Consider the following 13,118-nt stretch of genomic DNA (forward strand, 5'->3'; position numbering starts at 1 on the left):
TTTGGGTCCGACCCCGCGCGACCGTATCGCCGCCGTAAGGATTACAGCAAGAGGCTTGAAACCATCGGTAAGAATTTTCAGCGGGGCGCTCAGCAGCTCGACTTGCCGACGTAGATCGCCAGAGCGGTGTTGGCGCCCAGGGTGGCCGTGAACTGGCCGCTGGAGTTCACCGTCACGGTGGTGTTGTTCTGCACGTTGCAGTACGTCCCCGCAGGCAGCGACGTCTGGTACGTACGGCTCAGGGAGCCCGACTCGTGGTTGATGGCCACGAAGCCCTTGCTACCCCGTCCGAAGGCGATGGCGTCGTTGCCGTTGTCCCACCAGTTCGTCACGGCCTGACCGCGGGTGGCGTTGCGGAAGGCGACCATCGACTTGATCTCCGGCCAGTTGTGCTGGCACTTCCAGCCGTCCTGCCAGCAGGCGTTGACCTGGCCGCCGTTGGGCGGGCCGGCGTCGTGGTCGGTGAACTCGTAGCCGGAGTTGATGTCGGGGGCGCCGTACGGCCAGGCGAGCATGAAGACGTTGGCCAGCGTGTAGTTGGCGTTGTCCTTGTAGCTGAGCGTGGAGCCGTTGCGCTCGGTGTCGTGGTTGTCGACGAAGACACCGGAGACGCCGCTGCTCATGTACCCCCAGCCCTCGCCGTAGTTCTTCAGATAGGCGAGGTTCTCGTTGTTGAAGACGCGCTTGAGGTCATAGGCGTAGCGGAACTCCTGGACGTCGCCGTTGCCCGTGTACTCGGTCGGCTGGACGGCCTCTCCGCTGCCGTAGATGACCTCCTGCTTCCAGTACACCGACGGATTGCTCAGCCGGGACTTGATGTTGGCGAGGTCGGCGGTGTCGATGTGCTTGGCCGCGTCGATGCGGAAGCCGTCGACGCCGAGGGAGAGCAGGTCGTTCATGTAACCGGCGATGGCCCCGCGGACGTACGACTCACCGGTGTCCAGGTCGGCGAGGCCCACCAGTTCGCAGTGCTGGACGTTCCAGCGGTCCTGGTAGTTGGAGATCTGACTCGTGCAGTCGTCGAAGTCGAACGACGAGTACAGGCCGGGGTAGGTGTACTTCGAGTACGACGAGCCGCCGGTCCCGGTGCCGCTGCCCGCCGACATATGGTTGACGACGGTGTCGACGACGACCTTCACACCGGCCGCGTGGCAGGTGTTGACCATGTTCTGGAAGGCCGTACGGTCGCCGAGGCGCCCGGCGATCTTGTAGCTGACCGGCTGGTACGAGGTCCACCACTGCGAGCCCTGGATGTGCTCGGCGGGCGGGGAGACCTGGACGTAGCCGTAGCCGGCGGGGCCGAGGGTGGTGGTGCACTCCCTCGCCACCGAGGCGAAGTTCCACTCGAAGAGGACGGCGGTGACGTCCTTGGTACCGGGTGGGGAGGCGTGGGCGGTGCCGGGGGCTATGACGGCCGCCGCGGCGGCGAGCGCGAGGGCGCCCGCGAGGGATCTGTTGGATGCCATGTGGGGTTGTCCTTCTTCGTTGAAGGCATGTGGGGGCCGCTGAATGCGCTTGCTGCAATCTTTCAGCAAACTTGCGGTGACGGAGATGTTAAAGGCCCGCTGCCTGAAAAGGCAGCGGGCCATGTGAAGTTGATGCAAGAACTTTCAGAGCCGTCCAGGGCCGGGGGCGATGGCTCCGCGGGACCGTCAGGCCGTCGTCCACCAGACGGTCGTGTCGCCCGGCACCTTCACCTCGCCGTCCGCCTCGGTCACCTCACCGCTGGTGAGGAGCAGACGGCCGTAGGCCGGAGTCGTCATCGACTCGCCGCCGGTGTTCGCGACGCACACGAAGTCGCCGCGCCGGAAGGCGAGGACGCCCTCGGGGGCCTTCAACCACTCGACCGAGTCGCCGGCGCCGAGGCCGGGGTGTTCGCGGCGGGCCGCGAGGGCGGCGCGGTAGAGCTCCAGGGTGGAGTCGGGGTCACCGCTCTGGGCCTCCACACTGAGCTCGCCCCAGCCCGCCGGCTGCGGCAGCCAGCTGCCGCCCGCGCCGAAGCCGTACGACGATCCCTTGCGCGTCCAGGGGATCGGCACCCGGCAGCCGTCACGGAAGCCGTCCTGGCCGGCGCCGCGGAAGTACGCCGGGTCCTGGCGCACCTCGTCGGGCAGGTCGACGACGTCCGGCAGGCCGAGCTCCTCGCCCTGGTAGATGTAGGCCGAGCCGGGCAGGGCCAGCATCAGCAGTGTGGCGGCCCGTGCGCGACGCAGGCCCAGCTCGCGGTCGCCCGCCGTGCGGATCTGGGTGCCCAGGCCCGGGGGGTTGGCGAAGCGCGTCGCGTGGCGGGTGACGTCGTGGTTGGAGAGGACCCAGGTGGCGGGGGCGCCCACCGGACGCATCGCCTCCAGCGTGCGGTCGACGACCTTGCGGAGCTCCTCCGCCTCCCAGTCCGTCGACAGGTACTGGAAGTTGAAGGCCTGGTGCAGCTCGTCGGGGCGGACGTAGTTCGCGGTCCGCTCGACGGTCGGGGTCCAGGCCTCGGCGACGAAGATGCGCTCGCCCGCGTACTCGTCGAGGATCGTGCGCCACTGGCGGTAGATCGCGTGCACGCCGTCCTGGTCGAAGAACGGCATGACATCGTTGCCCAGCAGCTTCAGCTGGTCGTGGGAACCGAGGTCCGGCAGGCCCTCCGCCTTCACCAGGCCGTGGGCCACGTCGATGCGGAAGCCGTCGACGCCCATGTCGAGCCAGAAGCGCAGGATCGAGCGGAACTCGTCGCCCACCGCCGGGTGCTCCCAGTTGAAGTCCGGCTGCTCGGGGGCGAAGAGGTGCAGGTACCACTCGCCGGGGGTGCCGTCCGGCTCGGTCACCCGGGTCCAGGCCGGGCCGCCGAAGATGGACTCCCAGTCGTTGGGCGGGAGTTCACCGTTCGCCCCCTTGCCGGGGCGGAAGTGGTAGCGGTCCCGGAGCGGGGAGCCGGGCCCGTCGGCGACCGCCCGCTTGAACCACTCGTGCTGGTCGGAGGAGTGGTTCGGGACCAGGTCGACGATGATCCTGAGGCCCAGCTCGTGGGCGTCGCGGATCAGCGCGTCCGCGTCGAGCAGGTTGCCGAACATCGGGTCGACGGCCCGGTAGTCGGCGACGTCGTAGCCGGCGTCGGCCTGCGGGGAGGCGTAGAAGGGGCTGAGCCACACGGCGTCCACGCCGAGGTCGCGCAGGTACGGGAGTCGGGAGCGTACGCCTTCCAGGTCGCCCATGCCGTCGCCGTTGCTGTCGGCGAAGCTGCGCGGATAGACCTGGTAGATCACCGCGTCCCGCCACCAGTCGCGGCGCTTGGCGACGGTGGCGACGGCGGAGTTCGGTGCCGGGTCGGTCGAGTGCTGGCTCATGGCGTCCTTGATGCGTAACGGGGTTGAGTTCACGGGGTTTTTCGTCGGCATCCACAGGATTGTGGCGCTTGCAGGTTTTCAGTGGGTTGCGGAAAGGCCCGGGATCGCCGGTCCCCGGAGTGAGGCGGCCGCGGTGACAGCGGGGTCGGATGGGCACCGCGGCCGCCACCCGCGCGGCAAGGCGCGGGAGTCGTGGTGGGTCCCGGGCTCAGCCCTTGGTGCCGCCCGCGGTAAGGCCGGTCACCAGGTTCCGCTGCACGAAGTAGAAGAACGCGGACACGGGTATGGCGATCAGAACCGCCGTCGCGGCCATGAGGTTGCGCTGCGCGTCGTGCTCGCTGACGAAGGTCTGCAGACCGACCGCGAAGGTGTACTTCGTGTCGGACAGCATGAACGTCGACGCGAACGCGACCTCACCGAAGGCCGTGAGGAAGCTGTAGAACGCGGCGACCGCCAGGCCCGGCTTGGCGAGCGGCAGGATCAGTCGCGCGAACGTGCCGAAGGGGCTCAGCCCGTCGACGCGTCCCGCCTCGTCGATCTCGAACGGGATGGTGTCGAAGTAGCCCTTCATCAGCCACGCGCAGTACGGGACGACGGTCGAGCAGTAGACGAGGACGAGTCCGAGATAGGTGTCGATGAGCTGCAGGTCCGACAGGATCTGGTACATCGGCACCATCAGGACGGCCACCGGGAACATCTGGGTGACCAGGAGCACCCACATGAACTTCTTGTAGCCCGGGAAGCGCATCCGCGAGACCGCGTAGCCGGTGGTGGCGGAGATGATGACGCCGATGAGCGTGGTGCCGAGCACGACGACCATCGTGGTCAGCAGCCAGTCGGAGAACTTCGTCTCCTGCAGCACGAACGTGTAGTTGTCGAGCGTCATCTTGCCCCAGATGCCACCCGGGTGGAGGTAGTCGTCCTTGTCCGGGCCGAGGGACAGGTAGACCAGCCAGGCGACGGGGAAGAGCGCGATCAGGCTCGCGACGATCAGGATGCCGTGCGAGACGAGGGAGCCGGCGAGGCTGCGCTCGCCACGGCGGGGCGCCTTGCGCGGGGCGGCAGTGGTCATGGAGTCCTGCTTGTTCACCGGGTTCTCAACAGTGGTCGTACTCATGGGGACTCCTGCCTCAGATCGCGAGCTGCTGGTCGTTGCGGTTCAGCCAGCGGCGGTAGAAGGAGGTGAAGACGATCAGGATGGCCAGCAGCAGGATGCCGTAGGCGGCCGACTGCGCGAAGTCGCGCGGCTGCTGTCCGAAGCCGAGGTAGTAGGCCCAGGTGACGAGGATCTGCGCGTCGGGGGCCGTGTCGCCGAACAGCAGGAAGATGATGGCGAACTGGTTGAAGGTCCAGATGATGCCGAGGAGTACGACGGTGGAGCTGACGGACCGCAGACCCGGCAGGGTGACGTAGCGGAACTGCTGCCACTTGCTCGCGCCGTCCATCTCGGCGGCCTCGTAGAGCGAGGAGTCGATGGACTGCAGTCCGCCGAGCAGCGAGAGCATCATGAACGGCACACCGCACCAGGTGTTCACCATGATCGCGGCGAACCGCTGCCAGAAGGTGTCCTCCAGCCACAGCGGCGTCGGCAGGTGCAGGCTCTCCAAGGCGGAGTTGATGATGCCGCCGTCGGCGAGCATGAACCGCCAGCCGAAGACGGTGACGAAGGTCGGCACGGCCCACGGCAGGATCAGGATCAGCCGGTACAGGGTGCGGCCGCGCAGCTTCTGGTTGAGCAGCAGGGCGAGGCCGAGACCGATGGTGTAGTGGAGGGTGACGCAGGCCGCGGTCCAGAAGATCGTCCAGATGAAGTGCGACCAGAAGCGGTCGTACGCCGTCTCGCCCCACAGGATGTCGGCGTAGTTGTCGAAACCGATGAACTTGTAGGTGGCCTCGATCTCGTTGACGCCGATCGTGCGGGCGCTGTTGAGGCTGTTGGCGTCGGTGAGAGTGAGGTAGAAGCCGTACACCAGGGGGTAGAGCACGAGGACGCCGAGGACGATCAGCACCGGAGCGATCATCACGTACGCGTACCAGTGCTTTTGGTAGCCGTGCTTCAGGCGCTGGCCGAGTCCGCGGCGTGGCCCGCGGTCACCTCGGGTTTTCCCGGTCGCGCGGTCGATGGCGACTGTCATGGTTCGACAACCTTCATGAAGATCGACAGATCAAGGGTGTACGGCTCGTCGGATGTGCGGCTCGTGGGTGTACGGCGCACAGGCCGGTGACCGCCGGATCGCTCCCCCCATCATTCAGGGCGATCCGGCGGCCACTCGGGGTCACTTGCTGAAGTCCGGGACCAGCTTGGCGATCGCGGTCTCGGCGGTGCTCAGGCCCTTGTCCAGGGACACCTTGCCACCGGCGATCTTCAGCAGCTCGGCGTCCACCGGGCCCCACAGGGAGCTGTACTCGGGCAGGGCCGGGCGCGGCTGGGCGGCGGCGAGGACGCTCTGGTAGCCGGCGATGCCCGGGTCGGCCTTGACCTCGGCGGTGTAGGCGTCGTCGCGGGTGGGCAGCGTGTTGTTCTTCAGGGCGATGGTCTCCTGGGCCTTCGCCGAGGTCATGAACTTCACGAACTTCAGCGAAGCCTCCTGGTGCGCCCTGTCCGAACCGGCGTACACGGAGAGGTTGTGGCCGCCGGTCGGGGCGCCCGCCTTGCCGGAGGAGCCGGCCGGGACGGTGGCGATGCCGAGGTTGCTCTTGTCCTTGAACGCGGAGCCCTTGTAGAAGTTGGTGATCTCCCACGGGCCCTGCATGATCGCGGCGACCTTGCCGCTGACGAACGCCTCCTGGATGTGGGCGTAGGCGTCGGCGGTGGTGTCGGCCTTGTGCAGGCCCTTGCCGTCGAAGAGGCTCAGCCAGGTCTCGTAGCCCTTCTTGGCCTCGGGCGACGCGACGGTGATCTTCTTGGCGTCGGCGTCGACGGTGTCGGTGCCCTCGCCGTAGAGGAACGTCTGGGCGTAGTAGGCCTGGGTGGAGCCCCAGTAGCCGTCGACGCCGGTCTTGTCCTTGATCTTGGCGGCGGCCTTCTTCAGGTCGTCCCAGGTCTTGGGGGCCTCGACGCCGGCCTTCTTGAACAGCTCCTTGTTGTAGACGAAGGCGAGGGTGTCCGTGGTGAACGGAACGCCGTACACCTTGCCCTCGTACTTGGCCTGCTCGATCAGGCTGGGCTGGAACTTGTCCTGCTCGGCGAGGGCCTCGGTGCCGTCCAGCGGCAGGAAGAAGCTCTTCTTGGCGAAGGCGGGGGTCCAGCCGACCTCGGAGCGCAGGATGTCCGGGGCGCCCTTGGAGCCGGCGGCCGTGTCGAACTTGTTCTGCGCCTGGTCGAAGGGGACGTTGACGTACTTGACCTTGATGTCCTTGTTGGCGGCCTCGAACTCCTTGACCAAGGCCTGGTACGTCGGCGCCTCATTGGTGGCGTTGGAGGTGTCCCACCAGGTGATGGTCACCGGACCGCTCGAGTCGCTGCCACTGTCGTCCCCGCCGCCGCAGGCCGTCGCCGCGAGGGCGAGGGACGCCACCAGCGCGGTGGCCGCTATGCCACGCCGCATGAGATCTCCTTGAGGGTGAAAGCCCGTGTGGTGCAGGGGCGGCCCCGTCTGCCTCCGCCTGCTGTCTTGCCGACTGCGCCGATGGGGTCCCCCCGCTCGAGCGAAGTCGAGAGTGGGGGAGGCCGCCGGGCGACGTGAACGTAACAGCGATGCAATCCTTGCGAAAGACCTTGCAGAAAAAAAGTGCAAGAAGTCTCGGAAGTTATCCGGGCGTGACCGTTCGGCGACCGCCGTGAGACGCGTCTTTCCAGTGGTGGAGCGGCACAGGGGGTGGCTGTGCAAGACTCTGCAAGCTCTTGCCATCACTTTCACTAGGGAGCGCGATGAGGCAGCAGCCCGCACCGGGCCGGTCAACGGGCCGCCCGCGGCGTCCGATTGGTGTGCAAGGCGAGATCCGCCCGGTACAGTCCAGTGCCGTGACCACACGGCTTGCCGACATCGCTGCTCAGGCGGGGGTGAGCGAAGCGACCGTCAGCCGCGTCCTCAACGGGAAGCCGGGCGTCGCCGCCACCACTCGCCAGTCCGTGCTGGCCGCACTCGACGTGCTCGGCTACGAGCGCCCGGTGCGGCTGCGGCAGCGCAGCGAGGGCCTGGTGGGTCTGATCACCCCGGAGCTGGAGAACCCGATATTCCCGGCGCTCGCCCAGGTCATCGGCCAGGCACTGACCAGGCAGGGCTACACCCCGGTGCTGGCCACCCAGACCCCGGGCGGCTCGACGGAGGACGAGCTCACGGAGATGCTCGTCGACCGCGGAGTGGCCGGCATCATCTACGTCTCCGGTCTGCACGCGGACACCACCGCCGACATGCAGCGCTACGAGCGACTGCGCGCCCAGGGCGTCCCCTTCGTCCTGGTCGACGGCTTCTCCCCCAAGGTCCAGGCGCCGTTCATCTCGCCCGACGACCGCGCTGCCATGACCCTGGCGGTCACCCACCTCGCCTCCCTGGGCCACACCCGCATCGGCCTCGCGCTCGGCCCCAAGCGCTTCGTTCCGGTCCAGCGCAAGATCGAGGGCTTCGTCCGTGCGATCCAGGACCAGCTGAACCTGCCGACGGACGTCATAGAGACCGAACTGATCCAGCACTCCTTGTACACGCTGGAGGGGGGCCAGGCGGCGGCCACGGCGCTCATCGGCCGGAACTGCACGGCAGTGGTCTGCGCCAGCGACATGATGGCACTGGGCGCGATACGGGCGGCCCGCCAGCACGGCCTGGAGGTCCCCACGGACATCTCGGTCGTGGGCTTCGACGACTCCCCCCTGATCGCCTTCACCGACCCGCCCCTCACCACGGTCCGCAAGCCGGTGCCGGCGATGGGCCAGGCCGCGGTGCGCACGCTGCTGGAGGAGATCGGCGGGACCCCTGCACCCCACAGCGAGTTCGTGTTCATGCCGGAGCTGGTGGTACGCGGTTCGACGGCTTCGGCGCCCGGGAACAGGAATCACTCCTGACTCGTCCCCAAGGCGGAGAATCCCGGCATCCAGCCCTGCGTTGGTAGGAGAATGGGGCTTGCACGCCCGCCGTAGAACATGCGTCCTGAACCCACCCGAGGGATGATCGGTCGGGGAAAGCAAATCTGGCAGACTCTGTGCCTATGGGTGACACGACCGTGACGACACTGGAAGGCCGGGAAGCGGCCGTTCCGCACCCTGTCACGGACAAGGCCGGGCAGAGCCTCCTCCACCGTCTGCGCACCCCACGCCGCCCCCGCCTCTGGTTCGAGATCCTGCTGATCGCGGTGAGTTACTGGACGTACTCACTGATCCGCAACGCGGTGCCGGAACAGAAGGCGGAGGCCCTCCACAACGCCGACTGGCTGTGGAAGCTGGAACACCACCTGGGCATCGCCGTCGAGGAGACGATCAACCACGCCGTCAACTCGGTGACTTGGCTCATCGTCGGCATGAACTACTACTACGCGACCCTGCACTTCATCGTCACCCTCGGCGTCCTGGTCTGGCTCTACCGCAGCCACCCCGGCCGCTACGCGGCGACCCGCCTGGTCCTCTTCGCCACCACGGGCGTGGCCCTGATCGGTTACTACCTGTATCCGCTCGCTCCCCCACGGCTGATGACGGGCGGCGGCTTCATCGACACGGTCCTGGTCCACGACACCTGGGGCTCGATGGCCTCCGGCGACCTGAAGAACATGTCGAACCAGTACGCCGCGATGCCGTCCATGCACATCGGCTGGTCCGTCTGGAGCGGCCTGACGATCTTCGCCCTCACAAGAACCCCCTGGGCACGCGTCCTGGGCCTGCTCTACCCCACGGCCACCCTGGTCGTGATCGTCGCCACGGCCAACCACTTCTGGCTGGACGCGGTGGGCGGCCTCATGTGCCTGGCCTTCGGCTACACGGTGGCACGCCTCTGGTACGGAGCGCTGCCGCACGCACTGCCGAGGCGAGTGGCGCAAGCACGCACGCACCCGCACCCGCCCACGGCGGAGAGGGGACGTGCCGGGGGGTGTCCGCCCGCAGCGGCGGGCGTCGAGGAACAGCACCTCTTGAGGGACGGCAACCGCCCGACCGAGGAGGGACACCCCTCGGCGCGGCCCCGACCCACGACCCACGCGTAGGCGCTACGCGCACCCCACCGAACCGCGACAGGCCGCCGCAGGCATCGACGCGCACCCCACGAGCCGCAGCTCAGGCCCCGTAGAACAGCTCCTCCACCACACCCCGAGCCCGACGCGTAGTACGCCGGTACGCATCGAGCATGTCCCCGACGTGCCCCGGCTCGTACCCCAGGTAGCGCCCCACCGCCGCCAGCTCACGAGCGTCCGACGGAAACGTGTCGCCGGCCCGCCCCCGCACCAGCATCACCGCATTGCGCACCCGTGTGGCCAGCACCCACGCCTCGTCCAGGATCGCCGCCTCCTCGGCCGGAATGAGCCCGGCCGCGCAAGCCGCGGCAAGGGCCTCCCGCGTCCGCGTCGTCCGCAGCCCCGGCTCGGCCCAGCCGTGCTGGAGCTGCAGCAGCTGAACCGTCCATTCCACGTCGGAGAGACCACCGGGCCCGAGTTTGGTGTGCAGCTTGGGGTCGGAGCCGCGCGGGAGCCGTTCGGACTCCATACGGGCCTTCAGCCGGCGGATCTCCCGCACGGCGTCCTCACCGAGCCCCTCGGCGGGATACCGCAGCGGATCGATCAGATCGACAAAGCGACTCGCCAGTTCCAAGTCCCCGGCAACCGGCTCGGCCCGCAGCAGCGCCTGCGACTCCCAGATCAGCGACCACCGGCGGTAATACGCCGCGTACGAGTTCAGCGTGCGCACGAGCGGCCCCGACTTGCCCTCCGGCCGCAGATCGGCATCGATCAGCAGCGGCGGATCAGCGCTCGGGATCTGCAGCAGCCGCCGCATCTCCTCGACCACCCGGTTCGCCGCCGCCGCGGCCTCGTGTTCGTCGACACCGTCCCGCGGCTCGTGCACGAACACGACGTCCGCGTCACTGCCGTACCCCAGCTCATGCCCACCGAAGCGGCCCATGCCGATGATCGCGAACCGGGTCGGCAGGGTGTCCCCCCACCCGTCCCGCACCACCGCACGCAGCGTGCCCGCCAGCGTCGCCGCCGTCAGATCCGACACCGCGGCGCCGACCCGGTCCACCAGCGCACCCTGATCGGCCTCGGCCGGCTTCGTCTCGGTGCCGTAGGAGTCGACGATGTCGGCGGCGGCCGTACGGAAGAGCTCCCGGCGCCGCACACCGCGTGCCGCCGTCACCGCCTGTACGGCACCGTCCGCGCGCCCCACCGCGGCGAGGATCTCCTGCTCCAGATGCCCACGCGAACGCGGCTCCAGCCCGGTGCCGCCGTCGCCGTCACCGAGCAGCGCCACCGCCTCCGGCGCCCGCATCAGCAGGTCGGGGGCGAGACGGCCGGCCGACAGCACCCGCGCGAGGTTCTCGGCCGCGGCGCCCTCGTCCCGCAACAGCCGCAGATACCAAGGGGTCCTGCCGAGCGCGTCCGAGACCTTGCGGAAGTTCAGCAGGCCCGCGTCCGGGTCCGCCGAGTCCGCGAACCAGCCCAACAGGACGGGCAGCAGGGTGCGTTGGATCGCCGCCTTGCGGCTGACGCCGGAGGCCAGCGCCTCCAGGTGCCGGAGTGCGGACGCCGGGTCGGCGTATCCGAGCGCGACCAGCCGCTCGCGTGCCGCACCGGGGCTCAACCGGGCCTCGCCCGGGGCGAGTTGGGCGACGGCATCGAGCAGCGGCCGGTAGAAGAGCTTCTCGTGCAGCCGCCGTACGACGCTCGCGTGCCGTTTCCACTCGCGGTTCAGCTCGGCGACCGGGTCGACGCGCAGGCCGAGCGAGCGGCCGATGCGCCGCAGGTCGGCCTCGTCCTCGGGCACCAGGTGGGTCCGCCGCAGCCGGTAGAGCTGGATGCGGTGCTCCATGGAGCGCAGGAAGCGGTAGGCGTCGTCGAGTTGGGCGGCGTCGGCGCGGCCGACGTAACCGCCGGCGGCGAGGGCCTGGAGCGCGTCCAGGGTGGTGCCGCTGCGCAGGGACGCGTCGTCCCTGCCGTGCACCAACTGCAGCAGTTGTACGGCGAATTCGACGTCCCTGAGCCCGCCCGGGCCGAGCTTGAGCTGCCGGTCGAGCTCGGCGACGGGGATGTTCTCCACGACCCTTCGCCGCATCTTCTGCACGTCGGCGACGAAGTTCTCCCGCTCGGCGGCCTTCCAGACCAGCGGCTCCACCGCGGCGACGTACTCCTCGCCCAGCTCGATGTCGCCCGCCACCGGGCGTGCCTTGAGGAGTGCCTGGAACTCCCAGGTCTTGGCCCAGCGCTGGTAATAGGCGAGGTGGCTGCTGAGCGTGCGCACCAGGGGGCCGTTCCTGCCCTCGGGGCGCAGATTGGCGTCCACCGGCCAGATGGACCCCTCGACGGTGGTCTCGGAGCAGATCCGCATCATGTGCGAGGCGAGCTTGGTGGCCGACCGCAGGGCCTTGGCCTCGTCGGCACCGTCCACCGCCTCACCGACGAAGATGACGTCCACGTCGGAGACGTAGTTCAGCTCATGGCCGCCGCACTTGCCCATCGCGATCACCGCGAGCCGGCACAGCGCGGCGTCCTCGGGCGCGGCGGCTCGGGCGATGGCGAGGGCGGCGCGCAGGGTGGCGGTGGCGAGGTCGGCGAGTTCGGCGGCCGTCTGGGCCACGTCGGTGGTGCCGCACACGTCGCGGGCGGCGATGGACAGCAGGCAGCGCCGGTAGGCGACGCGCAGGGACACCGGGTCGGTGGCCTGGGCGAGCCCGAGCTCGAACTCCTCCACGCCGGGGTGCAGATCGCTCGGCTCGTACATGACCAGCGCCTGCCAGTCGCCGGCGTGCTTGGCGAGGTGGTCGGCGAGCGCTGAGGAGGCGCCGAGCACGCCGAGCAGCCGGTCGCGCAGGGGCTTGGCCGCTATCACCGTGTCCAGCAGTTGCCGCTGGGGGCCGGGGCCGGGCTGCGCTTCGAGGAGCCGTACGAAACCGTGCAGGGCCAGGTCCGGGTCGGCGGTGGCGCCGAGGGCCTCCAGCAGCACGGGGTCGTTCCTGATCGGCGCCAGCTCGACACTCTCCAGCAGCCGCTCGGCGGCCGAGGGATCGGTGAATCCGTGCCGCAGCAGCCGCGTGAAGGTACTGCTCCTGCGCCCCGGCGCCGTCATGCCTGGCCTCCCGTCCGATCGGGGTCTTACACGCCCGATCAAGGTCGTACGCGGTCGAGCGTAACCCTCCGGGGGTTGGGCGGGGTGCCTGCGGCGGCCTGTGGGGGTCGGTGGGGGTGCGCGTTGATGCCTGCGGCGGCCTGTGCGGGTGGGGTGGGGGTGCGCGTAGCGCCTACGGGTCGGTGGGTGGGTCGGGGCCGTGCCGGGGGGTGTCCGTCCTCGGACCGGCGGCTGGACTTAGGCCAGGAGGTGCCGCGTGTTGACGCCGGCCACTGCGGGCGGACACCCCCCGACACGTCCCCTTCCCGCCGTGGGCGACTGCAGGCCCGTAGGGGTACGCGCATTCCCCCCACGGGCTGCCGAGCGAGCCTGACCGCGGCCCGTCACGCCGACCCAGCCGCGGCCGTCACGCCGACCGCACTGCCGTCCACCACAGCCCGCATAGCCGCGGGCCGTCACGCCCACCCCACCCAGCCGCAGGTCGGCGCCAGCGTGCGTAGCTGCGGGCAGTCGTGCCGCTGGGGCGGCACGGGTGGGCGCAGCGGCACCCCGTCGCGCCGGGCTGCGCGACCCACCCCAGCCCAGCCCCC

Annotated in this window: 8 protein-coding genes; 2 read left to right on the forward strand and 6 right to left on the reverse strand. The window is 69.2% G+C overall.

Translation table 11 applies throughout. From position 1 onward, the window contains the following. Positions 1-89: 89 nt before the first annotated feature. The 5 genes from ACQEV2_RS11675 to ACQEV2_RS11695 all read right to left on the reverse strand — a co-directional run bounded on the left by ACQEV2_RS11675 (position 90) and on the right by ACQEV2_RS11695 (position 6,880). A complete protein-coding gene (locus ACQEV2_RS11675; RefSeq protein WP_433039270.1) occupies positions 90-1,466 on the reverse strand; it encodes an alpha-amylase in 1,377 nt (458 codons plus the stop codon). Positions 1,467-1,652: 186 nt separating this feature from the next. Further along, on the reverse strand, positions 1,653-3,332 hold the full coding sequence (locus ACQEV2_RS11680) for a glycoside hydrolase family 13 protein (RefSeq protein WP_433039271.1): 1,680 nt from the start codon (positions 3,330-3,332) through the stop codon (positions 1,653-1,655). Positions 3,333-3,540: 208 nt separating this feature from the next. After that, positions 3,541-4,449, reverse strand: a complete 909-nt coding sequence (locus tag ACQEV2_RS11685) for a sugar ABC transporter permease (protein WP_433039272.1) — start codon at positions 4,447-4,449, stop codon at positions 3,541-3,543. 13 nt (positions 4,450-4,462) lie between these two features. Beyond that, complete coding sequence (locus tag ACQEV2_RS11690; protein ID WP_433039273.1) at positions 4,463-5,467, reverse strand: carbohydrate ABC transporter permease; 1,005 nt, start codon at positions 5,465-5,467, stop codon at positions 4,463-4,465. 141 nt (positions 5,468-5,608) lie between these two features. Then, positions 5,609-6,880, reverse strand: a complete 1,272-nt coding sequence (locus ACQEV2_RS11695; protein ID WP_433039274.1) for an extracellular solute-binding protein — start codon at positions 6,878-6,880, stop codon at positions 5,609-5,611. A gap of 416 nt (positions 6,881-7,296) precedes the next feature. Between ACQEV2_RS11695 and ACQEV2_RS11700 the strand changes: the two genes are divergently transcribed. Together ACQEV2_RS11700 and ACQEV2_RS11705 are read left to right on the forward strand one after the other, a co-directional pair. Next, positions 7,297-8,331 (forward strand): LacI family DNA-binding transcriptional regulator, encoded by a 1,035-nt coding sequence (locus ACQEV2_RS11700; protein ID WP_433039275.1) that lies wholly within the window; start codon positions 7,297-7,299, stop codon positions 8,329-8,331. Between the two features lie 143 nt (positions 8,332-8,474). Next, positions 8,475-9,458, forward strand: coding sequence for a phosphatase PAP2 family protein (locus ACQEV2_RS11705; protein ID WP_433039276.1), 984 nt, complete (start codon positions 8,475-8,477; stop codon positions 9,456-9,458). A gap of 70 nt (positions 9,459-9,528) precedes the next feature. Here ACQEV2_RS11705 and ACQEV2_RS11710 read toward each other — a convergent pair whose 3' ends face one another. Continuing rightward, on the reverse strand, positions 9,529-12,528 hold the full coding sequence (locus ACQEV2_RS11710) for a bifunctional [glutamine synthetase] adenylyltransferase/[glutamine synthetase]-adenylyl-L-tyrosine phosphorylase (RefSeq protein ID WP_433039277.1): 3,000 nt from the start codon (positions 12,526-12,528) through the stop codon (positions 9,529-9,531). Positions 12,529-13,118 lie beyond the last annotated feature (590 nt).

The organism is Streptomyces sp. CA-251387, from assembly GCF_050936625.1.
Lineage (GTDB): Bacteria > Actinomycetota > Actinomycetes > Streptomycetales > Streptomycetaceae > Streptomyces.